25 protein-coding genes are annotated in these 25,513 nt (G+C 39.3%); 14 read left to right on the top strand and 11 right to left on the bottom strand.

From position 1 onward, the window contains the following. Nucleotides 1-72 precede the first annotated feature (72 nt). The 11 genes from DY200_RS08315 to lipA all read left to right on the top strand — a co-directional run bounded on the left by DY200_RS08315 (nt 73) and on the right by lipA (nt 9,071). Nucleotides 73-414: a type II toxin-antitoxin system RelE/ParE family toxin gene (locus DY200_RS08315; RefSeq protein ID WP_115587656.1), complete on the top strand. Its 342-nt coding sequence runs from the start codon at nt 73-75 to the stop codon at nt 412-414. Further along, nucleotides 415-723, top strand: a complete 309-nt coding sequence (locus DY200_RS08310) for a helix-turn-helix domain-containing protein (protein ID WP_115587655.1) — start codon at nt 415-417, stop codon at nt 721-723. A 140-nt stretch (nt 724-863) separates the two neighbouring features. Beyond that, nucleotides 864-1,178: a ribosome silencing factor gene (rsfS, locus tag DY200_RS08305; RefSeq protein ID WP_005619625.1), complete on the top strand. Its 315-nt coding sequence runs from the start codon at nt 864-866 to the stop codon at nt 1,176-1,178. A 22-nt stretch (nt 1,179-1,200) separates the two neighbouring features. Further along, complete coding sequence (gene rlmH / locus DY200_RS08300) at nt 1,201-1,668, top strand: 23S rRNA (pseudouridine(1915)-N(3))-methyltransferase RlmH (RefSeq protein ID WP_005598965.1); 468 nt, start codon at nt 1,201-1,203, stop codon at nt 1,666-1,668. 82 nt (nt 1,669-1,750) lie between these two features. Beyond that, the gene (mrdA, locus tag DY200_RS08295) at nt 1,751-3,712 is read left to right on the top strand and encodes a penicillin-binding protein 2 (RefSeq protein WP_115587654.1); all 1,962 of its coding nucleotides are present in this window, start codon (nt 1,751-1,753) and stop codon (nt 3,710-3,712) included. Then, nucleotides 3,705-4,829 (top strand): rod shape-determining protein RodA, encoded by a 1,125-nt coding sequence (gene rodA, locus DY200_RS08290; protein WP_115587653.1) that lies wholly within the window; start codon nt 3,705-3,707, stop codon nt 4,827-4,829. The genes mrdA and rodA overlap by 8 nt, the downstream gene beginning before the upstream one ends. Nucleotides 4,830-5,003: 174 nt before the next feature. Continuing rightward, nucleotides 5,004-5,573: a septal ring lytic transglycosylase RlpA family protein gene (locus DY200_RS08285; RefSeq protein WP_115587652.1), complete on the top strand. Its 570-nt coding sequence runs from the start codon at nt 5,004-5,006 to the stop codon at nt 5,571-5,573. Between the two features lie 94 nt (nt 5,574-5,667). After that, nucleotides 5,668-6,846 (top strand): serine hydrolase, encoded by a 1,179-nt coding sequence (locus DY200_RS08280; RefSeq protein ID WP_005602317.1) that lies wholly within the window; start codon nt 5,668-5,670, stop codon nt 6,844-6,846. Nucleotides 6,847-6,979: 133 nt separating this feature from the next. Further along, nucleotides 6,980-7,279, top strand: a complete 300-nt coding sequence (gene ybeD / locus DY200_RS08275; protein ID WP_005598954.1) for a DUF493 family protein YbeD — start codon at nt 6,980-6,982, stop codon at nt 7,277-7,279. Between the two features lie 31 nt (nt 7,280-7,310). After that, nucleotides 7,311-7,967 carry a lipoyl(octanoyl) transferase LipB gene (lipB, locus tag DY200_RS08270; RefSeq protein ID WP_005598951.1) on the top strand — a complete coding sequence of 219 codons (657 nt, stop codon included), beginning with the start codon at nt 7,311-7,313 and terminating at the stop codon, nt 7,965-7,967. 111 nt (nt 7,968-8,078) lie between these two features. Further along, the gene (lipA, locus tag DY200_RS08265) at nt 8,079-9,071 is read left to right on the top strand and encodes a lipoyl synthase (RefSeq protein ID WP_115587651.1); all 993 of its coding nucleotides are present in this window, start codon (nt 8,079-8,081) and stop codon (nt 9,069-9,071) included. A gap of 129 nt (nt 9,072-9,200) precedes the next feature. Here lipA and mscL read toward each other — a convergent pair whose 3' ends face one another. The 4 genes from mscL to DY200_RS08245 all read right to left on the bottom strand — a co-directional run bounded on the left by mscL (nt 9,201) and on the right by DY200_RS08245 (nt 12,422). Further along, entirely contained in the window at nt 9,201-9,590 is a 390-nt protein-coding gene (gene mscL, locus DY200_RS08260; RefSeq protein ID WP_005620517.1) for a large-conductance mechanosensitive channel protein MscL, read from the bottom strand. Nucleotides 9,591-9,694: 104 nt separating this feature from the next. Continuing rightward, a complete protein-coding gene (gene hemG, locus DY200_RS08255) occupies nt 9,695-10,222 on the bottom strand; it encodes a menaquinone-dependent protoporphyrinogen IX dehydrogenase (protein ID WP_115587650.1) in 528 nt (175 codons plus the stop codon). 14 nt (nt 10,223-10,236) lie between these two features. After that, nucleotides 10,237-11,715, bottom strand: a complete 1,479-nt coding sequence (locus DY200_RS08250; protein ID WP_115587649.1) for a TrkH family potassium uptake protein — start codon at nt 11,713-11,715, stop codon at nt 10,237-10,239. Between the two features lie 80 nt (nt 11,716-11,795). Continuing rightward, nucleotides 11,796-12,422 carry a YigZ family protein gene (locus DY200_RS08245; RefSeq protein ID WP_115587648.1) on the bottom strand — a complete coding sequence of 209 codons (627 nt, stop codon included), beginning with the start codon at nt 12,420-12,422 and terminating at the stop codon, nt 11,796-11,798. 163 nt (nt 12,423-12,585) lie between these two features. Here DY200_RS08245 and DY200_RS08240 point away from each other — a divergent pair, with 163 nt between their 5' ends. The 3 genes from DY200_RS08240 to modF all read left to right on the top strand — a co-directional run bounded on the left by DY200_RS08240 (nt 12,586) and on the right by modF (nt 16,214). Next, nucleotides 12,586-13,536 carry a TAXI family TRAP transporter solute-binding subunit gene (locus DY200_RS08240; protein WP_115587647.1) on the top strand — a complete coding sequence of 317 codons (951 nt, stop codon included), beginning with the start codon at nt 12,586-12,588 and terminating at the stop codon, nt 13,534-13,536. 162 nt (nt 13,537-13,698) lie between these two features. Further along, nucleotides 13,699-14,649, top strand: coding sequence for a methionyl-tRNA formyltransferase (fmt, locus tag DY200_RS08235; RefSeq protein ID WP_115587646.1), 951 nt, complete (start codon nt 13,699-13,701; stop codon nt 14,647-14,649). Between the two features lie 92 nt (nt 14,650-14,741). Beyond that, nucleotides 14,742-16,214 carry a molybdate ABC transporter ATP-binding protein ModF gene (gene modF, locus DY200_RS08230; RefSeq protein ID WP_115587645.1) on the top strand — a complete coding sequence of 491 codons (1,473 nt, stop codon included), beginning with the start codon at nt 14,742-14,744 and terminating at the stop codon, nt 16,212-16,214. A gap of 182 nt (nt 16,215-16,396) precedes the next feature. Here modF and DY200_RS08225 read toward each other — a convergent pair whose 3' ends face one another. From DY200_RS08225 to DY200_RS08195, 7 genes are read right to left on the bottom strand one after another with little or no spacing between them, the layout of a single operon-like run. Then, nucleotides 16,397-17,047, bottom strand: a complete 651-nt coding sequence (locus tag DY200_RS08225) for an ABC transporter ATP-binding protein (RefSeq protein WP_115587644.1) — start codon at nt 17,045-17,047, stop codon at nt 16,397-16,399. Then, nucleotides 17,044-17,841, bottom strand: coding sequence for an ABC transporter permease (locus DY200_RS08220; RefSeq protein WP_115587643.1), 798 nt, complete (start codon nt 17,839-17,841; stop codon nt 17,044-17,046). Before DY200_RS08220 ends, DY200_RS08225 begins: the two co-directional genes overlap by 4 nt. Continuing rightward, on the bottom strand, nt 17,841-18,998 hold the full coding sequence (locus tag DY200_RS08215; RefSeq protein ID WP_115587642.1) for a capsule biosynthesis protein: 1,158 nt from the start codon (nt 18,996-18,998) through the stop codon (nt 17,841-17,843). Before DY200_RS08215 ends, DY200_RS08220 begins: the two co-directional genes overlap by 1 nt. Nucleotides 18,999-19,023: 25 nt before the next feature. Next, nucleotides 19,024-20,211 (bottom strand): polysaccharide biosynthesis/export family protein, encoded by a 1,188-nt coding sequence (locus DY200_RS08210; RefSeq protein ID WP_115587641.1) that lies wholly within the window; start codon nt 20,209-20,211, stop codon nt 19,024-19,026. 34 nt (nt 20,212-20,245) lie between these two features. Beyond that, a complete protein-coding gene (locus tag DY200_RS08205; protein WP_115587640.1) occupies nt 20,246-21,367 on the bottom strand; it encodes an SGNH/GDSL hydrolase family protein in 1,122 nt (373 codons plus the stop codon). Nucleotides 21,368-21,375: 8 nt separating this feature from the next. Further along, entirely contained in the window at nt 21,376-24,042 is a 2,667-nt protein-coding gene (locus DY200_RS08200) for a bifunctional glycosyltransferase/CDP-glycerol:glycerophosphate glycerophosphotransferase (RefSeq protein ID WP_115587639.1), read from the bottom strand. A gap of 21 nt (nt 24,043-24,063) precedes the next feature. After that, nucleotides 24,064-25,224: a stealth family protein gene (locus DY200_RS08195; protein WP_244924192.1), complete on the bottom strand. Its 1,161-nt coding sequence runs from the start codon at nt 25,222-25,224 to the stop codon at nt 24,064-24,066. Nucleotides 25,225-25,513: the final 289 nt, after the last annotated feature.

The raw sequence follows: 25,513 nt of genomic DNA, 5'->3' as shown, positions 1-25,513 counted from the left end.
GTTACTTAAACACTTATAAGCTATCTTTCATTGGTTGAAAACCATACGCTTTAAGCGTATAGTGAGGAAAATGTGAAGTTAGTTTTTGTAGAATTACCACCTTTTAATAAATTTCGTTATGAAAATTTAACAGATGATGATTATCGTGAATTTCAAGAATATTTAATGAATAATCCCGAAGCTGGAGATATTGTTCAAGGCATAAACGGTTTACGAAAAATTCGTATATCAACCCAATCAAGGGGGAAGAAAGGTGGTGCCAGAGTGATTTACTACTATTATGTTAGAGGATCACAAATTTGGTTATTTACAGGGTATAACAAATCAAGAAAAATAGATTTGAATTCAATGGAAAGAAAAGCATTTTCTAAAGTATTGGAACATTTAAAAAATATTGCGGATAGGGAGCTATAAATGGGACGTTTATTTGATGATCTAATGGAAGGGGCGGAAGCCTTAGAACAATACCTTCAAGGCAAAATCACCCTGCGAACTACGGTATTAGAAAAGCCTGAACCGATAGAACTTAGTCCATCCGAAGTTAAATCGATTCGAGAAAAATTAAATCTATCACAAGCGGTTTTTGCGCATAAATTGCATACTTCCGTGCGGACTTATCAAGGGTGGGAGCAAGGCAAAACCAAACCGAATCCACAAGCGGTACTTTTACTACGTATGGTGGACAAATCTCCGCAATTATTAGAACAAATGGCACAATTCTAAGCCGGTTAAAGACAAGCGGTCGTATTGGTAAAAAAATTTGCAAATACGACCGCTTTACTTTTGTCTATTTGTTATATTGTAACGAATTTGTGTTAAAATTTAACGTTTGTATTTTTAGTAAATTTGAAAGAGAACCGAACGTGGAACAGAATTTAGTCGAATTTTTAACGAAAACTTTAGATGATTTAAAAGCGCAAGATATTTTAGCGATTGACGTGCGTGGTAAATCGAGCATTACCGATACCATGATTATCGCAACCGGTACTTCGGTACGTCACGTGGCTTCAACCGCCGATCGTTTAAGTGCGGAAGCAAAACAAGCGGGCTTTGAAGTGTTTGGCGAAGAAGGTAAAGCGGTCGCCGATTGGATCGTGGTCGATTTCGGTCAAGCGATTGTGCATTTATTACAAGCGGATGCCCGTGAAATGTATCAATTAGAAAAACTGTGGGCATAATCGTCATTTTCGTGGTGGCACAATGAAAATACAATTAATTGCGGTCGGGCAAAAAATGCCGGATTGGGTAAAGGTCGGTTTTGAAGAATACCAACGCCGTTTCCCCAAAGATATGCCGTTTGAACTGATTGAGATTCCCGCCGGTAAACGCGGCAAAAATGCGGATATTAAACGCATTTTAGAGCAAGAAGGCAAAGCGATGTTAGCCGCCGCCGGTAAAGGCAAAGTTGTGACCTTGGATATTCCGGGCAAGCCTTGGACAACCGAACAATTGGCGAGCCAATTGGAAGCATGGAAAAATGACGGACGAGACGTATGTTTGTTAATCGGCGGGCCGGAAGGACTTTCTCCGGAATGTAAAGCCGCTGCGGAACAAAGTTGGTCGCTTTCGCCGCTAACCTTACCGCATCCGATGGTGCGCGTAATTGTTGCTGAAAGTTTATATCGTGCGTGGTCACTGACAACAAATCACCCTTATCATCGAGAATAGCTTGATCTCGAACGGACATGGTAAAAAATGCCAAAATTTTGACCGCTTGTTCCGTTCGCTAGAGAACAAAATGAGATAAACAATGTTTGGTAAACTCGGAAAATTAACCAATCCAAAACCTCGTGAAAAAGTGCGGGACGGACAAGCGGAGAGCAATCTGTTTGCTCGTCGTGCATTGGTCGCATTTCTTGGAGTATTGGTGCTTACGGGCGTGTTATTAACCAACCTGTATCATTTACAAGTGGTAAATTATGACGACTACCAAACGCGTTCCAACGGTAACCGTATCAAACTATTACCTGTCCCTCCGACTCGCGGCTTGATCTACGACCGCAACGGTAAAGTATTAGCCGAAAATATTACCTATTTCGGGCTTTATATCATTCCTGAAAAAACGGAAAACCTAGAAGAAACGTTAGTCGAATTGCGTGATGTCGTCGGGCTGACCGACGAAGATGTGGAAGCGTTCCGTAAAGAGAAAAAACGTACTTCTCGCTATACGCCGATTTTATTAAAAGGCAATTTAAACGAGGAACAAATGGCGCGTTTTGCGGTAAATCAATATCGTTTCCCGAGTTTAGACGTACAGGCGTATTACAAGCGTAATTATCCTTACGGCGAAACCTTGACCCATATTCTCGGTTATGTGGCGAAAATCAACGAAAGAGATAAGAAAAAGCTCGAAGAAGAGGGTAAGTTCGGTAATTATGCCGGTTCGCACGATATGGGTAAATTGGGCATTGAGAAATATTATGAAGACCAATTACACGGACAAACCGGCTTTGAGGAAGTGGAAATCAATAACCGAGGCAAAGTGATTCGCAAATTGCGTGATCAACCGGGTGTAGCGGGCAGTAGTATTCGTTTAACCATTGATGTGGAATTACAGCAATATATTCAGAATTTACTCGGTGATCAAAAAGGTTCGGTCGTAGTGCTTGACCCGCGTGATAGCAGCGTATTGGCGATGGTTACCAACCCGAGCTACGACAATAATTTATTTGTCGGCGGCGTATCGGGAGCGGATTATAAACGTTTATTGGAAGATCCGGCTCGTCCGTTATATAGCCGAGCGACACAAGGGACGTATCCGCCGGCTTCGACAGTAAAACCGTTTTATGCGGTAATGGGATTGGCGGAAGGAAAAATTACACCGCAAAATGCGATTTATGACCCGGGTTTTTGGATTTTGCCGGGGACGACACAACGTTACCGAGATTGGAAAAAAGGCGGTCACGGCTCGACTAATGTGAATAAAGCGATTACCGAGTCTTCCGATACGTTCTTCTATCAGCTCGCTTATGATACCGGTATCGATAAAATGTCGGAGTGGATGCGTAAATTCGGCTTCGGACAGAAAACGGGGATTGATATTTTTGAAGAATCCGCCGGCGTATATCCGAATCGTGAGTGGAAACAACGCCGTCATAAAAAATCTTGGGTTCAGGGCGATACGATTCCGGTCGGTATCGGGCAAGGTTATTGGATTGCAACGCCGTTACAGGTAGCGAAAGCACAAGCGATCTTAATTAATAACGGTCGTGTAAACACGCCGCATTTGATGATGGAAGTCATCGGCAGCGATAAAACCGAGCCTTACAAAGATCCGCTGTTATATGAAGATATTCAAGACGTGCCCGAGCGTTTTTGGCAAGTGGCGAAATTCGGAATGTACAACGTAATTAATGCGGCAAACGGTACGGGGCGCAAAGCCGGCGGTTCGTTTTATCGAGCGGCGGGTAAAAGCGGTACGGCGCAGGTGTTTAACTTAAACGGCGGTAAGTACAATAAAAATGCGCTGAAAAAAGAGCTGCACGACCATGCGTGGTTTATCAGTTATGCGCCGTATGAAGAGCCGAAAGTTTCGGTAGCGATTATTTTAGAAAATGCGGGCGGCGGCGGTTCGAATGCAGCGCCGGTGGCTCGCCAAGTGATGGATTTTGCGTTAAGAAAAACCTTAAAAGAACCGATGGGAACATCAGAACTGTTGCAAAATATCGAGCAAATTCAACCGCTTGAAGAGGGACAGACAAATAATGAGTAGCGGAATCAGAAAATTTTTTTGGAAGATTTTTTCCCTTGACGTATGGCTGTTGCTAGGCTTGTTGGCGATTACCGGTTACGGTTTGATTGTGCTGTATAGTGCCAGCGGTGCGAGTGAAAAAATGTTTACCAACCGTATTATTCAAGTTTCGCTCGGCTTGGGTTTAATGCTTTTTATGGCAATGATTCCGCCTCGTTTTTATGAACGAATTTCGCCTTATCTCTACCTCGTTTGTATTGTCATGCTGATTTTGGTGGATTTAATCGGTGAAACCAGTAAAGGTGCGCAACGTTGGTTAAATTTAGGTTTTGTACGATTTCAGCCGTCGGAAATCGCCAAACTTTCCGTGCCGCTGATGGTAGCGACTTATTTGGCAAAACGAGCGTTACCGCCAAGCTTGAAAGATACCTTTATTGCGTTGGGAATCATTATTGTGCCGACTTTATTAGTGGCGGCGCAACCGGACTTAGGTACGTCGATTTTAGTCTGTGCCGCCGGTATTTTCGTGCTGTTTTTAGCCGGATTAAGTTGGAAATTAATTAGTGCCGGTGTGGTTTTCTTAGCCGGTTTTATTCCGATTATGTGGTTTTTCTTAATGCACGACTATCAGAAAACCCGTGTAATGACCTTAATCGATCCGGAAAAAGACCCGTTGGGTGCCGGCTATCATATTATTCAATCGAAAATTGCCATCGGTTCCGGCGGAATTAACGGTAAAGGTTGGATGGAAGGCACGCAATCGCAGCTGGAATTTTTACCCGAGCCGCATACCGATTTTATTTTTGCCGTACTGGGCGAAGAACACGGTATGATCGGGATTTTAATCCTATTGGCGATTTATTTGTTTATTATCGCCAGAGGATTGGTAATCGGCGCTAAGAGCGATTCCGCCTTCGGACGTTTGATTTCAGGCGGTACTTCTCTACTTTTCTTTTTTTATGTTTTTGTAAACATTGGTATGGTGAGTGGTATTTTACCCGTAGTTGGTGTACCCTTACCGTTGTTTAGCTATGGGGGGACCTCTTATGTGACTCTAATGGCGGCCTTCGGGTTGATGATGTCCGCTTATGTGCATCGTAAGCGTATCAGCGGTAACAACCCGTATAGTAAACTTTAAGTCAGGCTCTACAGGCTGAATATAGGGCTTGAACTTTTGCTTTTTTGCGGTATCAAAAAGCACATACAAGAGCAGTTATCTATCAAAAGAAAGATTAACAGCCACCACAAGACAATCCTGTTTTGTGGGCAAAACACATCGTTACACAGTACGATATCTAAATGAGGAAAACTTATGCGATTAAGTAAAATGGTAACCCTGTTGTTAGCTGGATTCTTAACATTCGGATCATTGAATTCTGTTGCAGCAACCAAAAACGCAAAACCTAGCGCAGTAAAGAAGTATCTTATTGCTAAAACTGCAAAAAAATCAGTAAAAAACGCTGCTTTAACAGCGAAAGCGAGAGCGAATAAAATCGCATTAGTTAAAAAAAGATCGCTTAAAGAACAACATAAACATACTGCTCGTAGCCACTATCAGTCTGGTGTTGCAAGTTACTATGCAGATAAATTTAACGGACGCCGTACCGCAAACGGTGAAAGATTTAGCAATTCGGCAATGACCGCGGCGCATAAAACGTTACCTTTCGGTACTTTAGTCGAAGTAACCAATACCCGTAATGGTCGTTCGGTTGTCGTTCGCGTAAACGATCGCGGACCTTATGCGCATGCTCGAGTAGTGGACTTATCGAAAGCCGCCGCACGTCAATTGGGTATGCACGGTTCCGGTACGGCACACGTGAAATTAGCCGTGCTAAATAAAAATAAAAAAGCTACTTCTGTAGCGAGCGAAGAAGATATTTAAATATTTTATATCTCGCATCAGGGTTTGTTGAGTTTCAACAAGCCCTTGTTTGCTTTATATCACCTGTTATTTCCCCAAAGAATTGGATGCTTTTATGAAAAGAACGTTATTAAAATCCGTAAGCCTTTGCGCTTTAGCCGTTTCTCAATTTGCGACCGCAGACGCCAATGTGGATTTCGGTATTTCCGCACCGCAATTAAACGCACAGACCTATATTTTAATGGACTATAATTCGGGTAATGTATTGGCAAGTTTAAATCCGGATCAACGTCAATATCCGGCATCATTGACCAAAATGATGACCAGTTATGTGGTGGGCGATGCCCTTAAACAAGGTAAAGTAAAAAACAGCGATATGGTGACGGTTACCGAGAACTCTTGGGCGCAAAAATTCCCGGGATCATCATTAATGTTCTTGGATTTAAACACGCAGGTTTCGGTTGCCGATTTAATGCGCGGTTTAATTATCGTATCGGGTAATGATGCGGCGGTGGCGTTGGCGGAACATACTTCCGGCTCGCAACAAGCCTTTATCGACCAAATGAACAAGTTCGGTCAGCAATTCGGTTTGAAAAATACCAATTTTACGACCGTACACGGCTTGGATGATCCGAATCAATATTCATCTGCACGCGATATGGCGATTATCGGTGTGCACGTGATTCGCGATCAGCCGGAAGAATATAAAATTTACGCCGAAAAAGAATTTAAATACAACATTAAAAAAGCACAGCCGAACCGTAACGGTTTGCTTTGGGATAAAACGATTAATGTGGACGGTATGAAGACCGGTCACACTAGCCAAGCCGGTTATAATTTAGTCGCATCCGCAACGAATAACAACACCCGTTTAATTTCGGTGGTAATGGGCGTACCGACGTATAAAGGCCGTGAAGTCGAAAGTAAAAAACTCCTGCAATGGGGTTTTGCAAACTTTGAAACGGTAAAATCGTTACAAGCGGGACAAGCGGTTTCCGAACAGAGCGTTTACTACGGCGAAGCGGATAAAGTCCAACTCGGTTCAATTCAAGACAGCTTTGTGACCGTACCGAAAGGTAAGGCGTCCGAATTAAAAGCTCGTTACGAGTTGGAACGTAAAAACCTTGAAGCGCCTTTAGCGAAAGGTCAGGTTATCGGTAAAGTGATTTACCAATTGGACGGTAAAGATGTTGCAAGCAGCGATCTGCAAGTGTTACAAGACGTACCTGAAGCGGGTATTTTCGGTAAAGCATGGGATTGGGTGGTATTAACCGTTAAGAGTTTATTTGACTAATCTCGGCTAACTTGTAATGTTTAAAATCGTCCCCATATTTGGACGAGTAATATACAAGCGGTATGATTTCGCAAAGTTCTTGCAAGATCATACCGCTTAGTCTTAATAGTATAAAAGAGAAAAGGATATAAATATGACCCAATCAAGAACAGTAAACCTACAAGACTTACCACAGGCAAAATTAAAAGATTTATTAGAATTTCCGTGTTCATTCACTTTTAAAGTGGTGGGTACGCATCGTGAAGATTTAGTGGATGATGTGGTGGCAATCACGCAAATTCATGCGAAAGGCGATTATAACCCGCGCCAACAACGTAGCTCAAAAGGCACTTATAATTCGGTTTCCATCGACATTATTGCCGAGCATATCGACCAAGTCGAAACGCTTTATGTCGAGCTTGCTAAAATTTCAGGCGTGAGAATGGTCTTATAATAAGTCACTCATTCCGAACGGAGATAATCTGATGAATCAACTTATTGTTCGCCAACTTGGTGTGCAGCCTTATGAAGAAATCTGGCATCAAATGCAAGATTTTACCGATAATCGTAATGAAAATACTGCGGATGAAATTTGGTTGGTACAGCATCCCTCGGTATTTACTCAAGGTTCTGCCGGTAAGCCGGAACATTTACTCAATCCGACCAATATTCCTGTGGTGCAAACCGATCGCGGCGGGCAAATTACCTACCACGGCGAAGGTCAGCAGGTCATGTATGTGTTGATTGATATTAAGCGTTTAAAAGCACAAGGCAAAGACGTTTCGGTACGAGATTTGGTAACCGCTTTGGAGCAGTGCGTAGTAAAAACTTTAGCGGATTATGGGATTGAGGGTTATCCGAAGCCGGATGCGCCGGGCGTGTATATTAACGGTAAGAAAATCTGTTCGTTAGGGTTGCGTATTCGTCAAGGGCGTTCGTTTCACGGTTTGGCGTTTAATGTGAATATGGATTTAACGCCGTTTAGAAATATTAATCCGTGCGGTTATGCCGGATTAGAAATGACCCAATTAAAAGATTATATTGCCGAATCGGAAGCTCAATGCGATTTAGTTTCCCCTAAATTGGTTGCGCACTTTTACAACATTTTAGGGTATAATGCACAACAAATTATTAACAAATAATGTGTAGTCAATATTTGCCCGTTAAGAGCAAATCATCAGAATTATAATATCTGTGTGTCGGGGCGGGGTTATCTCCGCCCTTTAACATTGCATAGAGAAGGATAGAACTTAATGACAACTGCGACAGGTACTAAGCCTAAAAAAATGGAAGCGTTTAAAATGGAGCGTGGCGTGAAATATCGCGATGCTGCCAAAACATCGGTAATTCAAGTACGTAATATCGACCCCGATCAAGAGCTATTACCGAAACCGAGTTGGATGAAAATTAAATTACCGGCGGCTTCGGCGAAAATCGACAGTATCAAACACGGTATGCGTCGCCACGGCTTACACTCGGTATGTGAAGAAGCGTCTTGCCCGAACTTACACGAATGTTTTAACCACGGTACGGCAACCTTTATGATTATGGGCGCAATTTGTACTCGTCGTTGCCCGTTCTGTGATGTTGCACACGGTAAACCGCTACCGCTAGATCCGGAAGAACCGCGTAAAGTGGCGGAAACCGTACAAGATATGAAACTAAAATATGTGGTAATCACTTCGGTGGATCGTGACGATTTGGCTGACCGCGGAGCGGCGCACTTTGCGGCGACAGTACGTGAAATCAAAGCCTTGAATCCGGAATGTAAAGTGGAGATTCTAGTGCCGGATTTCCGTGGTCGTGTAGAACAAGCGGTAGAAATTTTAAAACAAAATCCGCCGGACGTATTCAACCACAATCTTGAGAACGTGCCGCGTTTATACCGTGAAGTACGCCCGGGTGCGGACTACAAATGGTCGCTTGAATTGCTTAAAATCTTCAAACAAGAATTTCCTAATATTCCGACCAAATCGGGTTTAATGGTAGGGCTTGGCGAAACGAACGAAGAAATTTTAGAAGTGATGCAAGACTTACGCGACCACGGCGTAACCATGCTGACGATCGGTCAATATTTACAACCTAGCCGTCACCATTTAAAAGTGGAACGTTATGTACCGCCGGAAGAATTTGATATGTTCCGTAGTGAAGCGGAAAAAATGGGCTTCGAACACGCTGCTTGCGGCCCGTTCGTTCGTTCTTCATATCATGCAGATTTACAAGCGAAAGGCGAGTTAGTCAAATAATTTGCGAAAATAAAGAGAAAGCAGACCGCTTTCTCTTTTCGTATAAGTTGATAGCAAAATGGCGAGCATAAGCTCGCCATTTATTTTCCTTAGGTAAGGCGAGCTTTCGCTCCCTCTTTTTTATTCGGATTATTTTTTCAATAAATCACGAATTTCAGTTAATAATTTTTCTTCCGCTGTCGGTTCAGCCGGTGCGGCTTCCGCCGGTTTTTTAATTTTGTTGATTACTTTTACCATACCGAATACGGCGATAGCGATAATTAAGAAATCAAATACGTTTTGAATAAACGCACCGTATTTTAACATTACCGCTTCGGCACCTTCTTTTGCCGGTGCGATTTCGATTGCGAGATCTTTAAAATCTACCCCGCCGATTAACCAACCGATAGGCGGCATTACTACATCGCTAACTAATGAAGAGACGATTTTACCGAATGCACCGCCGATGATCACACCGACAGCCATATCTACTACATTGCCTTTTACCGCAAATTCACGGAACTCTTTTAAAATGCTCATTGCTTTTCCTTTTTCATTGAAATTCATACCCACTATTGGGCATTAAGTGGGCGATTATAAAACAAACGGTAATATCCTATTAACACTTTTAACTAAATTTACACTTACTCTATTTTGTTTAATCTTTGACCAAGTCGGCTGACTTGTTGCCAGTCGGTGTATTCGTATTCTTTACTCGCATCCGTTTCACCTTTGGTCAGTTTCATAATAAGTTGAATACAAAGACGATCCAATAAAGTGTAACGAGGGTAAAGCAGTGCGCCGGCAATTACCTCCACCTGAGTCGGTCGCCATTTGATTTTAGCGAGAAATTTACGCGTATAAACATTGGTTTCCGGCGTTTTTCGATTCTCTTTGCGAGCGGTTAGATTTACGCTAAAAAATGCGGAAGGTTTTTGATTTAACACTTGATGATGTCGTTCGATAAACTGATAGACCAAGTCATTAAAATGCCCGTAACGAATTGAGGCACCGAGGACAATTTGATCGGCGTTTGCCAATTTTTCGGCAAAATCGACCGCTTGCGTTTGTAGAGAAAGCAGTTCCGTTTCGTGGGTGATTTCTTGCGCTATTTTTTCCGCAATACGCTTGGTTTGACCGTCGGTCGTAAAATAGAGAATGAGAGTTTTCATTGATTTATTCCATATTAATCTTTCCAGAATACCGGACTTAAAATAACTAAGAGAGTAAACACTTCTAAACGCCCGCATACCATCGCGATAGTGAGTACCCATTTGGCACCGTCCGGCACTTGGGTAAAGTTACTGCTGACGTTACCTAAGGCAGGGCCGAGATTGTTCAGTGATGCAACCACCGCATTAAAGGCGTCAAACGTTTCCATACCGAAAGCAATTGTCCCGAACCAACACATCACGAATACAAAAATATAGGCGGAGAAGAAAGCCCAAATGCCTTCCTCAATACGTTCCGAAAAAATATGCGCACCGAGTTTAATCGGTTTCACCGAATTAGGATGGACGAAGCGGTGAATTTCTCGGTTGGCTTGTAAATAGAGTAACATGACTCGGATTACTTTTAATCCGCCGCCGGTAGAGCCGGCACAGCCGCCGATAAACGACGCCATTACCAATAATATCGGTAAAAACGACGGCCATTGGCTGAAATCATTCGTAGTAAAACCGGCGGTGGTTGAAATCGATACCGATTGGAACAACGCATGCTGGAAGGTAATCTCGGCATTATCGAAATAGTTATAAACGCTTAAAATGGCAAAACAAATTAAAAACAGACTTAATTGAATCACGGCGAACGAACGAAACTCATGGTCTTTCCAATAAAGTCGTTTAAAAATATTACCGGTTTGTTTGTTGTTTTTGTCTTTGAGCTGGTCGATTAACGCAAAATGTAAGCCGAAGTTAATCGATGAAATCAGTAAAAATACCGCAGTAATGCTATTGATAACAATGCTGTCAAAATAACCGATACTAGCGTCGTGCGTAGAGAATCCGCCAATCGAAATAGTAGCGAAACTGTGACAAATCGCATCAAACCAACTCATTCCCGCAATTTTAAACGCAAGTGCGCATAAAACGGTTAAGCTAAGGTAAATTTGCCAAAGTAATTTCGAGATTTCGGCGATACGAGGGCGCATTTTTTGATCTTTTAACGGCCCGGGCATTTCCGCACGGTAGAGTTTGCCTAAACCGATAAGCGGAATAATCGCAATCGCCAATACGATGATCCCCATACCGCCCAGCCATTGTAAAAATTGGCGGTAAAAAAGAATCGCTTTCGGCAAATCGTCTAAACCGGTAATCACGGTCGCACCGGTTGTGGTCAGCCCGGAAAAAGATTCGAAAATCGATTCGCTAAAATTCAGATCGGGATGTTCTAAAATAATAAACGGCACCGCCCCGAGCGAACCTAATACCACCCAGAACAGTACCACGATTAAAAAGCCTTCTCGCGAGCGCAGTTCATTTTTTTGGTTACGGCTAAACCACCAGAGTAGGGTCCCGACGCTAAACGTCAGTAAAAACGATTGTAGGAATTCCCGTCCGCCGCCGTCACCGTAAATCAGGGCGACAAAGGCAGGTAAGAGCATCGTAAATGAAAAGCTCATAATGAGAATGCCGACAATACGAAGAATTGATAAGAATTGCACAAAGACCTCAAATGAATCGGGTTCTTTTGCCCGAGAGTAAGCGGTTAAATTTCGTGAGATTTTAGCAAAAAAGTCGCTTGTTATGAATGATTCGCAAGGTTTTTGGCATCGATTAGAACAAGTTTTCCGGCAAAACGTTGAGTGATTTGTTGGCTAAAGCGTTCAAGTTCGTTCGGATTGACTGCTAAAGTTAAGTGAATTTTTTCGCTAAATTGCTGTTCGAGCAACACAATATCGTGTTCGGCGATTAAATGTTGCAACGTATTAAATTGATCGTATTCACACACAAGACGGTAATTTTGGCGTAATACCTTACGTTGTTTCTCAACTTGTAGCAAGGCTTGTTGTACGCCGCCGCCGTAGGCTTTGACCAAACCTCCCGTACCTAACAGAATACCGCCGTAATAACGCACGACAACAGCGGTAATTTCTCCTAATTCCGAACCGAGTAAATAATTTAACATCGGTTTACCGGCGGTTCCCGACGGCTCGCCGTCATCCGAGAAACCGTATTGTTGCGAATCGGTCGGCGTGCCGGCAACCGTCGCCCAGCACCAGTGGCGTGCGTGCGGATGTAATGCTTTGATTTCAGCCCAAAAGGTTTTTGCCTGTTCCATCCCGTCCGTGTGGCAAAGATAGGTAATAAAGCGGCTTTTCTTAATTTCTTCTTCAAAAATGACGGTTTCTTGCGGGATAAAATATTCCATAACTTCGCCGAATGCTACGTAAATTGATGATGATACCCGAATTTGCAAAAATTTGGCGAAAATAGACCGCTTGTTTATAAAAAATGTAGAAAAAAGTTGCATATATTGTACGAAAAAGTATATCTTCAAAGCGCAAACACAATGTTATTTTGAGGGGTTCTCTATGAAAATATCTTATAAACTTTCCCTTTTGAGCGGTCTGTTACTCGCCGGTATCGTTCAAGCCGAACCGACACCGCTAAAATTAGGTACCGGTAGTGACAGCGGACTTTATTTTGTGACCGGCAATGCGATTTGCCAATTTGTCAATCGCAGTGAAAATCACACTGCTTGTAAACCGCTTGCCAGCGATGCCTCGGTTGATAATCTGAATAAAATTGCCAACGGTCAGTTAGATATGGGGATTGTACAATCCGACTGGCAATATCACGCTTACCACGGTACGAGTTCGTTTGAAGGCAAAAAGAACGACAAACTACGTGCGATTTTCTCGATTTATCCCGAGCCGTTTACCTTAGTAGTACGCAATGATTCCGCTATTCAATCGGTCGATGATTTACAAGGTAAAAAAGTCAATGTCGGCGTGGACGGCTCCGGTACGCAAGCGACAATGAACGTGTTACTAAAAACCAAAGGTTGGACGGAGGCGAATTTCAAAGAAGCGTTAAAACTTACGCCGGCGGAAATGGGCAAAGCGTTGTGCGAGAAAGATGTTGATGCGATTAGTTATAATGTCGGTCACCCGAATGCCGCACTCAAAGAAACTGCCAACAGTTGCGATATTCGCTTGATTCCGGTGGCTGATGAAGTGGTCGGTAAATTAGTGGCGGAGCAAGGCTATTACGCAAAAGCGACAATTCCGGCTAAAGTTTATAAAAATGTCGAACAAGCGGTCGATTCTTTCGGGGTTTATGCAACTTTAGTGACTTCAAGCGACGTGAGTGAAGAACATGTTTATCAAGTTGTGAAAGCGGTCTTTGAAAATTTTGATCGTTTCAAAAAATCACATCCGGCATTTGCTCATTTATCCGAAGCGGAAATGGTCAAAAATGCGTTATCTGCTCCGCTCCATTCAGGCGCAGCCAAATATTATAAAGAACGTGGTTGGTTATAATTACCTTCTCTGAACATATTTCCTTGATGGCGCTTGTCTTTGACGGGCGCTATCTTCCATGTAACCTGCGTATTTCGCGGTTAAAAATCTTTATCACCAAACACAGTTGCTGCATTTCTTCTGTTACAATTCCGTTATCCATTCACTTATCAACGAAAAATCATGCTAAAACTTAATATTATTTTTGCCGGCACACCTGATTTTGCCGCACAGCACTTACAAGCGTTATTAAATTCAGAACATAATGTAATTGCGGTTTATACCCAACCGGACAAACCTGCCGGCAGGGGCAAAAAGCTGCAAGCCAGCCCGGTAAAACAATTAGCCGAACAACATAATATTCCGGTATATCAACCAAAATCCCTACGTAAAGAAGACGCACAAGCGGAATTAAAAGCACTGAATGCCGATGTGATGGTTGTAGTGGCTTACGGTTTAATCTTACCGGAAGCGGTACTGAATGCGCCGAAATACGGTTGTTTAAATGTGCACGGTTCGCTGTTACCACGCTGGCGTGGAGCGGCACCGATTCAACGCTCGATTTGGGCGGGCGATCAGGAAACCGGCGTAACCATTATGCAAATGAATATCGGCTTAGATACCGGCGATATGTTGCATAAAGTTACCACACCGATTGCCGCAGACGAAACCTCCGCTTCGTTATATGCGAAATTAGCCGAACTTGCACCGCCGGCGTTATTAGAGGTGTTAAACGGGTTAGAAAGCCAAGCGTTTAAAGCGGAAAAACAAGATGATGCGCTTTCCAACTATGCGGAAAAACTTTCAAAAGAAGAAGCAAAATTAGACTGGAATTTGACCGCTTGTCAGCTGGAACGCAATATTCGAGCGTTTAACCCATGGCCGATTAGCTTCCTCACATTAGAGGTGGACGGCGTAGAACAAAGCGTGAAAGTATATCAAGCAAATGTGTTACCGCATCAAGCTAAAGCGGCAGGTACGGTCTTACAAGCGGATAAAAACGGGATTCAAATTGCAACACAAGAAGGCGTGTTAAATATTACTCAGTTACAACCTTCCGGCAAAAAACCGATGTCCGTGCAAGACTTCCTTAACGGGCGTGCCGATTGGTTTGCAGTAGGTAAACAACTCTAATAAATAAAAACTATCGGATACGGAAAACATAACGCACACGCCTAATCATTATTCCATTGGCGTTGTGTTTTCCGTCATAACAGGAACACAACATGCCAAACATCAACATCCAGAACGCCTTATTTTCCCTTGCTCAACACAATAAACTGTCGATTGAATCACTGGAAATCAATACTCACGATTTCTGGGTGATTGTCGGCGGTAACGGCTCGGGCAAAACCGCTTTCGCCCAAGCGCTACACAATTCACTTTCGTTATATTCGGGCGAATATCAAAATAGTTTCCAGCATATCGCTTTACTTTCCTTCGAGCAGCAACAAAAAATCATCGAGCAAATCTTTAAACACCGTAACAACGATATGGTTTCGCCTGACGATTTCGGTTTAACAGCCCGTCAAATCATCTTAAACGGTAGCGAAAAAACGCAATTATGCGAGGAATATGCGGCTAAATTACGTATCCAGCCGTTATTAGAACGCCCGTTTATTCAGCTCTCCACCGGCGAAAGCCGCAAAGTGTTATTTTGCCAAATGTTAGTCAGCGAACCGGATTTATTGATTCTAGATGAGCCTTTTGAGGGATTAGATCAAGCCTCGGTCGCTTATTGGCAAGACGTTATGGCGCAACTCGGCAAGCAAATGGCAGTAGTACTGATTTCCAACCGTTTCAATGATATTCCCGACTGTGCTACGCATATTGCTTTGTTAGATAATCTGCAACTGATTTTACAAGGCGAACGCCAAGCGATTGAGCAACAAGCGGTCTATTCTCAGCTAAAATTTGCAGAACAGAATGTGAATGCGCCTTTACCGGACAGTGCCGCACCGCTGATTCAGCTCCCATCCAATAGCAATCCGTTCGAACTGAAAAACGTGATGATTCGTTACGGCGAAAAAAACATTATTGATGATCTAACTTGGACGGTTGCCCCAAAACAACATTGGTGGATTAAAGGCCCGAACGGAGCAGGCAAATCGACCTTGCTTTCGATTATTACCGGCGATCATCCGCAATCTTATGCTAATTACGTACATTTATTCGGTCGTCAGCGTGGCTCGGGCGAAACGATTTGGGATATTAAGAAAAATATCGGCTATGTGAGCAGCCAGTTACATATGGATTATCGGGTGAATTGTTCGGCGTTAGATGTGATTTTATCCGGCTTTTTCGATTCAATCGGCGTTTATCAACAAGTACCGAGTGCCTTACAGCTCAAAGCAATGGAATGGCTGGAACGTTTGTATTTAGCCAATCTGGCGAAAAAACCGTTCCGTTCACTTTCGTGGGGACAACAACGTTTATTATTGATTACCCGTGCTATGGTAAAACATCCGCCGATTCTGATTTTAGACGAACCGCTACAAGGCTTGGACGGCGTAAACCGCAAATTGGTTAAACAGTTTATCGAACAATTGGTCACCAATAGCCAAACTCAGCTGTTATTTGTTTCGCACCAAGATGCGGACGCCCCAAATTGTATCACCCATTTATTTGAATTTGTTCCGCAAGAGAATGGTGGTTACCGCTACGTACAGACGGCTTTGAATCAAATAGAAAACGCCTGAGATTTAACCACGGAAAACACGGATTACACGGAAGATAGCACCAGTCTCCTCCTGATGGGGGCTGGATTTGATATAGGATAAAAATAAAGGCACTCGTCAAAGACGAGCGCCATCATAGAGAGTTTAGAGCTACAAGCGGTCAAATTTGCAGAAAGTTTTACATTTTTAACCGCTTGTCTTTCTTACTGGGTGGCATTATAGAACTTATAAGCATCGTCCATATTTTCGAATTTATGCATAATGCCTTTATCTAATACCATCGCATTATCACAATATTCCTTCATTGCAGACGGGCTATGCGAAACCAAAATAATCGAACGATCTTTGCGTTTCTCGAATAATTCGTGCTTACATTTTGCCGCAAAGCGAGAGTCACCTACCGCAATTACTTCGTCAATTAGGTAACAATCAAACTCAACAGAAAGCGATAAAGCAAAAGCAAGACGTGCTTTCATACCGGAGGAGTATTTCTTAACCGGCTCATATAAATAATCGCCTAATTCGGAAAACTCTTCGGTAAATGCTTTAACATAGTCAATATCCGCATTATAGATACGGCAAATAAAGCGTAAATTATCCATACCGGTTAAACTGCCTTGAAACGCCCCGCTGAAAGCGAGCGGCCAAGATATCGACATGTGACGTTCGATCGTACCGGTTGTCGGCGGCTCAACACCGCTCATTAAGCGAATTAAGGTTGACTTACCTGCACCGTTACGCCCCAGAATACCGATTTTCTCGCCTTTTTTCAGCTCAAAATTAATATCTTGCAATACGGTTTTTTTACCGCTTCGAGTATAGTAATCTTTACTCACATTTTTTACGCTAATCATTGCGGTTCGATTCCTTTACTGAAGTTTTTTACCATAATGAGCCCAAAAAGTAACATGGCTACATCACATATTACAAGATAGCTTATACTTTCATATGTGATAACACTGTCGCCAAAATAACCGTGACGAAACATTTCCGTGCCGTGAATCATCGGTATTAAGGTTGCATATTGTTGAGCTTGTCTTGGTAGCGCATGCACAAAGAAAAATGCGCCTGAAAGAGGTAAAAGAACAAAGCTTAATGTTCCCCAGATTTTGCCAAATGCTTCAAATTTTTGTGCAATGGAGCAAATGATCAAGCCGAGCCCTAAAGCAAAGAATGCCATTAATACCCATGCTATTATCATATAGAACGTATCTTTCGGCATATCAATCCAACCCAATAATATTAATAATGCCATAATAATGATTTGGGCAATTGTTGCGCCTGCTACTTCCAGTAGGACTCGAGCGAGTAAAGTATCCAATACACGTACGTTACGATGATAAAGAAGACTCAAATTACCGGAAATTGCTCCGATAGTTCTATTTGAAGCATTACGCCACATCATTGCCATAGGATAACCGGTAATCACAAAAGCAATAATATTTAAATCGGAAACGCGATCCGCTCGGATAAACTTCCACATCAGTACAATAAATAAAGTGAGTAATAGCGGCTCAACAAACAGCCACAAAAAGCCTAAGTTCTTCCGTCCGTAGCGAGTAATAATTTCTCGCATAAGTAAAGCGCCGATTACTCTTCCTTGAATGGCAAGTGACTGGCGGAAGGTTGTTTGATCACCGTATTGCATTAGTTTTTATGCTCTCTTACACTTGCGATTAATAAGCTTAATACGCCGTACAGCATCAGTCCGATAAAGAATGTCGCTAAAATATTATATAAGCGATAAGGTTCTTCCGCCCAGTCCGGTTTGCTTGGCTGACTGATTACTTCTAAATAAAGCTGCTGACGATCCGCTTCGTTTTTTGTATTTTGCAAAGAAGTTAAGGCTGCGGTCAATTGCTGTTGCGCTAATTCGTTTGCTAATACTAAACGTTGATAATCGGCAGTTTGAGTAGCAATCGAGCTATTACTGTTACCGGAAAGCTGTTTAGATTGCTCGTCAATTTCTTTACGTAAGCTTTTTTGGCGCATTAATAACGCATCAACTTGCGGGTTATCCGGCGTAATCGATTGTAATTGCGCTAATTGGGTTTCCACACGAATCAACTCGCTTTTTAAGCTTGAAATTAATGAAAGTTGTACGCCCGATTGTGCCGGCAAATCAAAAATTTTATTTTTGATACGGTATTTACTTAAAGCATTTGCCGTTTCGTTTACATTATTTTCCGCTTCTGTAACCGCTTGTTCCGCAAATGAAATGGTATCTTTTCTTGCACGTTCGTTTAAACGGTTAATAAGCGTTTCACCTTCGGCAAGGAGTTTTTGATTAATTTGTTGTCCCTCTTCCGCGTTAAATGCTCGAATACGTAAGCTGGCGATACCGGAAACAGAGTCAAAATCCACACTTAAGCGATCTCGGAAATATTTATAAAACGCTTCTTTACTGTTATTTAATCCGAATCCATTAAAGCGAGCGATAATATCGCCCTGATTCTCATAATATTCGCGAACAGGTAATTCTTGCATTAGTTGCTCAAGAGCGGTACGAGAACGCATATATTCCTGTACGGTATAAGTATCGTCTTGCGAACGAGAAAAACCTGAACCTTGCAATAAGGCGCCTACGCCTGTCAGAGCGGTCTGATTTTTAGGCGATCTAACGACAAAACTTGATTCCGAAATATAAATATCGGAAGCAACAGAACCGAAATAAAAGGCTGATAATACCGTCGGAATCGCTACAGTTACCCAAAATAACGGATTAAGCTTTTTTAACCAACTTTTTTTCTGTTTAACCGGTTTCTGTAATTTTTCTGCTGGACTGGTAGCAATAGGTGTTTCCATCTTTTGTCCTTATACATTCAATATATTAATAGGCACGAACGGCATTGGTCGTACTGGTAACCGGCGAAGTAATTGAGAAAATCATTCTCAAGAATTTTTGGAACTCAGACAACGGCGCATTTGAAACATACACAATATCTTTATCTTGCATTGGGAAACGCTGTAATAAAAACATGGATTGCGGCTCAAGTAAGTTCACACGATAAACCGTTGGTACATCCATTCCTATAGCGTAGCCTTTAGCTTGCCATTGTGCTTGTTGTTCTAAACTCAATTGTGCAAAAGGCACGTGACGGAATACGAAAACCCCTCTCGGATCCGAACGAGTATCAATTAAACCGCCCATCTTACCGATAGCTTCGGCAAGCGTAATTCCTTTACTTGAGAATTTCATTTGCTGGTTGTTACCCACCGCACCTAAACCGGTAAAGCTATAAGGAGTGTTTAGCAGCGAAACGACATCGCCGGCACGTAACATAATATTTTGCGCCGGATCGGAAATTAGGGTTTCAAACGCTAATGTTTTGACTTGCGAGCCACGAGTTAATTTTACGGTGACGTCTTCAATATTTTCAGTTGTACCGCCTACTGCCGCAACCGCATCTAATACGCGTTCATTATTAGCGGTTAATGGCATACGAATACTATTACCTTGACGAATAACCGTAACATCAGCAGAGTTATTATTCGCAATTTTGACTAATGCTTGCGGCTGATTCGCTTTACGCTGCAATGCCCCAACAATTTGAGACTGAATCGTTTCAGGTGTTTTACCTGCGACACGAATATTTCCCACAAACGGCACGGTTACCGTCCCGTTTTGATTAACCATTTGTGCCGGTAATTGCGTTAAATGCCCGCTACCTTGTCCTTCGGAACTAAATGTACCGCCAAATAATACTGCCGGCGGCGCTTCCCAAATTGAAATTTCAAGTACATCACCCACATTGACTGCACCGGCATAGCCCGCGCCGCCTGATGTGCCTAAAAATCCGGAAAATTGTTGGCTTTGCTGAGTTTGATACAGCTGTTGAACTAAACCGTTATCCAGTTCCACCACATTTACTTCCGGTAAGGGTTTATCCGAACTTTGTGAATTAGCCTCTAAGATCGCACTATGGCTAGGGCCTGAAGTTGGGAGACTTGAGCAGGCTGAGATTAACAAAGCAGCTAAAGTTAGCCCTATGATTGAATTATGTTTTTTGAATTGCATTTTGCTTCTCTTTTAAAAAGTAAATAGCAGTATATTATTTGGATATTGATATTAGTCTACAATTTTTTATGATTAGATTATTAGTTATGCTATGGATAACTAACTGATACTCGCCATAAAAATTATCTAAAGGAATAGATATTTCTAATTCATTTGCTATTGGTATATTTACTTCTTTTATCTTAATTTTATTTTTTAGTTTATTAATCAAATAAACAGATATTTTCTCATCTTGATCATTGTTTTTAATAGATAAAATGAGAGAAGATAAATAAATCTCTTTATTTGGAATGTTTAGAATTGATTGATTATCATTAATTGGAATATTAGATTCAACAAAAGAAAAATCACTTTGATCAATATAGTCAAATCTTAATTTTAAATGCTCAAAAAATATTCTTGCAATATATTTAGCTCCATCTTGATTCAAATGTTGCTTATCATAGAAATATTTATCCCCTCGCATAACAAGCATATCGAGATCGATCACGTCATATCCAAGTTTTTCTGAGTTATCTCTAATTATGTCATTCATCATTTTTAATTGTCTTTTTGATGAATTAGAACAACAAGTTGCCATACATAGATGAATATTAAATGTTTGACATGTTTTAGCAATTATAGATGTAATATTGGATATTTGATATAAATTATTCTCAATAGTATCAAATTTAAATTTTTCATTATCTTCTTGTGGAGTTAGATTAGAAAAGAATTTACTTCTATTACTATACCCATTTTCATATAAAAGAGCTGAAAAGTCACAAGATGGTTGACAATAAATTATTAAATCTGGTTTTAAGAATAAAATTTTATTTAGAATAACATTAAGTATACCTAAGCCAGTTGAACCAGATACACCAGCATTGTGAATTTTAATTTTCTTTTTTTCATTAAGAAACATTTCTTCAATAATGGATGAAATACGTTTTGATTCATCAGTGAATATATTCTCTATAAAAGAATCGCCAATCAGAATGACATTTATATCACTCTCAAACGGTAAGTGTGTTCGTATAAAGCCATTTTCATTAGTTCTTTGGAAATAGGATTTCCCCCTTTCTAATAAGGGGGATTTATCCATATACTCTTTAGTTGGAGTATGTACTTTCTCTATGTTTCTAGCAAATTCTTTTAGTCTAATATTTCGTTTCATATTTAACCTTATAGATTTTTTACTACTTCTATTAATAATCGTTCACAATTTCTATCATCTAAATGTTTATATGTGTTTCGGATTATATTTAGATAATGAGAAGATGGAGTCATATTGTTTTTAATTAAGGATAAAATTTCTTTTACTAATTCTTTATCTGTTTTTACTACTTTTCCTGGAGCCATCGTATCGAAATCAAAAACACCCTTTTTATAATGTTTTCCGTAAAAATCATCTTGGTCAAATTGGAAAAATAAACATGGTTTTTGAGAATAAGCAAAGTCAAAAAACACGCTAGAGTAATCGGTTATCAATAAAGAGCTATTGTTAAATAGCTTATTATAAGAGAAAGAATTTTTCTTCATTACTTTTATTACATCATTTTCAAATGCTTCAAATGATTCATTATATTGTCTAAGACCAGGGTGGATAACAAATAATAATTCATATCCACTTTCTCTTAAAGCAGAAATTAAAGCCTCATTTTTCAGTAAGGCTGAATAATTTAAGAAATATTTAGAATTCTCAAAGCCATCTTTCTTAGCATGTAATCCGTTAGCAAGAATATTACCACTTAAATAAGCCCTCCATGTAGGCATTACTAAAATAGTCTTATTAGTACCTTTTTTCAATTTATCATATCTTGTAAATCCTGTTTGATAAATATCTTGTGAGGGATAGAAGAATTTCCTTTGTTGGAAAATATCTGCTTCAAAATTTGCACAGGTTACAACTTTGCTTACACTCTTGTTAAATTTATTTGCTCCAGTTTCAATATCATTCATCGTAATTCCATGTTGTAACCAAATGATTTTTGATTCTATTAAATCATTATAATACTTCAAGAATTTGAATGATATTGGTTTAAAGAAACTTGTTGCTAAATGAGATGTAAATATATATTTCGCATTTAGATATAAGAATTTATGTTTAAAGCTATTTTGAATAACTACATTCCCTATTTCTTTCATTCTAGCTATGTCAGGAGAGTTTTTATCTAATACAAAATAACATCTTTTGGCTAATTTTTTATTTGTTTTATTTATATATTCAAAGAAATACTCTGCATTATCATTTGCATTAATAGGTCTATCATTGAATAGCCAGTATTTTGGTCTGTTTAATTTACAGAATCTAAGCCATTTATTTTTCTTATGTTTTTTTCTTATAAGGTTAAATGTTGTTAATCGGTCTTTTAATTTACTCCAATAACTAAAAGGCAATACTTTAAAGATTTTATTATGGAAAGAAACACTCATTCCTAAATTTTCAGAATATAATTTAAATTTATCACTATTAAAAACACCATTTCCTAAGAATGGGCTTTCAGAATAGGTTCTTAATCTATCACAGATATAAATATATCCATTTTTCTTATATCTAAAGTAGAATCTATATTCATTTTTTACAGATAATGGAATCTCGAATCTAGAATAAAGAATTTCATTTGTTGATTTTATATCCCCAACTTTACTTATATAACAGCTATCCGTATAATAACTTGTGATAGGTTTAATGACTTTTTTTTCTTTATTAATCATTACTATTTCTAGCTCTGACATCTTATAATCATTAAATAGAGCATCTATAATTAATACATCTTTTTCTATCGTTATGTTTTTAATATCTAACGGTAACTTATTTACTTTGAAGATAGGGTTGTTATTTACACGTATATATCCATCTTGATTAAATTCAATCTTTTCATTAAAGATTCGGGTAATAAAGCATAATTTATTATCTAATTCATTTAAATATTTTGTTTTGTGAAGAATAAAATCAAGAGGGATTTTAGATATAATTTCTCTATATTTTGATATGATATATTCATATTCAGATTTATCTTCAAATAAATCAGGTTTAATCGTTTTTAGTCGAGAGCGTAGCTCATATATACATAATTCATAGAATAGATCTGATTTTCTATCTATATTAACTTTCTCAATAAGTTGAATTGGAGTAAGGAACGCTTGAGGTTTAATTCTACTTTGGTCTACTTGAGATCCTCCCTCAAAACGTTTTCTATAGTTATATCGAACGGAATTTTCTACTACATAACCAATATTTTGGCATTTCTCATAAAGTTTGAAGTTAAATAAAGTATCCTCTTCTCCAAATAATGTAGCATCAAACTTTCGATTGATAATTAGGTTTCTTGGATAAAAAGAACTTGCAGATGATAATATAAAATTATATCCCTCATCAGCTAAATTAATTACTTTATTCTTTTTACCAAAATTGAAATATTTAGGGTGCAAACCTGAAGCAGCTTCAAAGAAAACTAATGGAATTGATACATGAGCTAATTTAATATTGTTTTGTTCTGATTTTGTAAAAAAATTTTTAATTTCTGATAAAGTGGAGGGAGATAATGTATCATCAGGATCGAAGAAATTAATATATTTACCTGCCGCATATTTTAAACCATTATTACGTGTATTAGATAATCCCATATTCTTTTCATTTTTTACATAAATAATATTTTTAAATTTAGCTTGGTAATCTAAACAAATAGTTTCACTGTTATCAGGTGAGCAATCGTTAACTAAAATAAGTTGAACATCTTCAGAAAAAGAAATTCCTTTTTGGTTGATTAAGCTATCTATTGCTTCTGCAAGCCATTTTTCAACGTTATAGATAGGCATAATTATACTAAATGTATAGTTTTTATTCATTGTACAGTTGCTCCATAGTTATTAAATTTGATAATAAACTTTTAATGTTTTAAGTAATAGATCTTGGTAATTATCAATACTTTTTTTACTGTTAAAATCATTCGCACAGAACGAATGAGGCGAAGTTCCGTTTTTCTTTTGTTGTAATAACTTACGATATTGCGTTATTGCATGTGGAGAACGAATATTAAAGTAGTAGCATACCTCTCTTTGGGGGATAGCCTTTCCTTCTAAGAGCATTAACCACGGTATCAGAAAATTAGCAAAATTAATGTCATTATTATTTCTAAGTTTATTTGGTAAGAACTCCTCAATTTCATATTTATAGCGACACCAAGCTAATTCATATACACTCTTTTTCAATGGAATATAAGTATGTACTAATGGCGTATCTATTTTTACTTCATAATTTCTATTTAATAACGAAATACTTTTTTCCGATGCTGATAGTGTAGGGGTAATAATACCTTTATCTTTCATTTTTAATAGGCTTTTATCTGCCAAAAAAATAGATGCAATACCATTATTTTGGAAAAAATGCTCCGGTTGTAATGGTCTAGCTACGAATACATCGTCATTGAAATAAATAAAATTTTCACTTAAATCAGGTATTTTGTATAAAAATGCTTCGATAACGTGTGAGTTAAAGGTTGGCAAATATTTCTTATCAATAATATCTGTGTGATTAATTATACTTATTTTATGATTGTCATTTTCGTTTAGCCATGTAGGTATCTGGTTGTCTGTTACAATAAAAATGTGTCTTATCCACGGCATATTTTTCAATACACTATGTACTGAATAAAATAACTCATTATGATTCTCAAACCGTGCTGAATCTGTAGCATATAGCGCTGATCGTTCTTTATGTTCAGGAGAAAACTTGTTAAACTTTTCTATCCAATTAAGATCACTACCATCAACCCACGTAAAAACAACATCAATATCAAAAGGAATTACAGAATTTCTAGCACTGATATGATTTAATTTCTCATCAGCTTCTATAAGAATATGTTCTTCTAATTCTGAATAAGGCTGTTCAATGTTCTTTATTGGGTATTTTTTATTTAAATAGTCACGCAAAAAAATACCTGGTTTTTTTATGAGCTTTTTTAATTTTTGCACAATATTCAACCATTTCCAGTTTATAAATTTATGAATTGTAATGAATAAAATCAACATAAAATTCATTTACTGTAATTTATATGTAATACATTATCAAAAAAGAGTAAACTAATGTATAAAATCAATTATTAAGAAAGAATAGTAAAGGATTCGCTCTAAAATATACATTTAAAGCTAGAAATTTAGAGTTAGAATACAAACTGTATCCATTTTTTCATCGCAAGTGCATCTAATTACTTAGATGTAGGAGAACTTAGTTTTAAAATGAGACTGAAAACCCTATAGACTAAGCAATTAAAGGTTTTCACGGTTGATTAGTAGGTTTATTAGATATAGAAAAATCTCT

Source organism: Actinobacillus lignieresii, from assembly GCF_900444945.1.
Classification (GTDB): domain Bacteria; phylum Pseudomonadota; class Gammaproteobacteria; order Enterobacterales; family Pasteurellaceae; genus Actinobacillus; species Actinobacillus lignieresii.
This window is presented reverse-complemented; position numbering and strand designations above follow the sequence as displayed.

Coding starts and splice junctions, on each gene's coding strand:
- DY200_RS08215 (WP_115587642.1), bottom strand. CDS start 18,998: ATGGAAACACCTATTGCTACCAGTCCAGCAGAAAAATTACAGAAACCG.
- lipA (WP_115587651.1), top strand. CDS start 8,079: ATGACAACTGCGACAGGTACTAAGCCTAAAAAAATGGAAGCGTTTAAA.
- DY200_RS08205 (WP_115587640.1), bottom strand. CDS start 21,367: ATGAAACGAAATATTAGACTAAAAGAATTTGCTAGAAACATAGAGAAA.
- DY200_RS08240 (WP_115587647.1), top strand. CDS start 12,586: ATGAAAATATCTTATAAACTTTCCCTTTTGAGCGGTCTGTTACTCGCC.
- DY200_RS08285 (WP_115587652.1), top strand. CDS start 5,004: ATGCGATTAAGTAAAATGGTAACCCTGTTGTTAGCTGGATTCTTAACA.
- DY200_RS08225 (WP_115587644.1), bottom strand. CDS start 17,047: ATGATTAGCGTAAAAAATGTGAGTAAAGATTACTATACTCGAAGCGGT.
- DY200_RS08220 (WP_115587643.1), bottom strand. CDS start 17,841: ATGCAATACGGTGATCAAACAACCTTCCGCCAGTCACTTGCCATTCAA.
- mscL (WP_005620517.1), bottom strand. CDS start 9,590: ATGAGCATTTTAAAAGAGTTCCGTGAATTTGCGGTAAAAGGCAATGTA.
- lipB (WP_005598951.1), top strand. CDS start 7,311: ATGAATCAACTTATTGTTCGCCAACTTGGTGTGCAGCCTTATGAAGAA.
- hemG (WP_115587650.1), bottom strand. CDS start 10,222: ATGAAAACTCTCATTCTCTATTTTACGACCGACGGTCAAACCAAGCGT.
- DY200_RS08280 (WP_005602317.1), top strand. CDS start 5,668: ATGAAAAGAACGTTATTAAAATCCGTAAGCCTTTGCGCTTTAGCCGTT.
- DY200_RS08200 (WP_115587639.1), bottom strand. CDS start 24,042: ATGAATAAAAACTATACATTTAGTATAATTATGCCTATCTATAACGTT.
- DY200_RS08210 (WP_115587641.1), bottom strand. CDS start 20,211: ATGCAATTCAAAAAACATAATTCAATCATAGGGCTAACTTTAGCTGCT.
- rodA (WP_115587653.1), top strand. CDS start 3,705: ATGAGTAGCGGAATCAGAAAATTTTTTTGGAAGATTTTTTCCCTTGAC.
- fmt (WP_115587646.1), top strand. CDS start 13,699: ATGCTAAAACTTAATATTATTTTTGCCGGCACACCTGATTTTGCCGCA.
- rlmH (WP_005598965.1), top strand. CDS start 1,201: ATGAAAATACAATTAATTGCGGTCGGGCAAAAAATGCCGGATTGGGTA.
- DY200_RS08195 (WP_244924192.1), bottom strand. CDS start 25,224: ATGTTGATTTTATTCATTACAATTCATAAATTTATAAACTGGAAATGG.
- mrdA (WP_115587654.1), top strand. CDS start 1,751: ATGTTTGGTAAACTCGGAAAATTAACCAATCCAAAACCTCGTGAAAAA.
- DY200_RS08310 (WP_115587655.1), top strand. CDS start 415: ATGGGACGTTTATTTGATGATCTAATGGAAGGGGCGGAAGCCTTAGAA.
- DY200_RS08245 (WP_115587648.1), bottom strand. CDS start 12,422: ATGGAATATTTTATCCCGCAAGAAACCGTCATTTTTGAAGAAGAAATT.
- ybeD (WP_005598954.1), top strand. CDS start 6,980: ATGACCCAATCAAGAACAGTAAACCTACAAGACTTACCACAGGCAAAA.
- modF (WP_115587645.1), top strand. CDS start 14,742: ATGCCAAACATCAACATCCAGAACGCCTTATTTTCCCTTGCTCAACAC.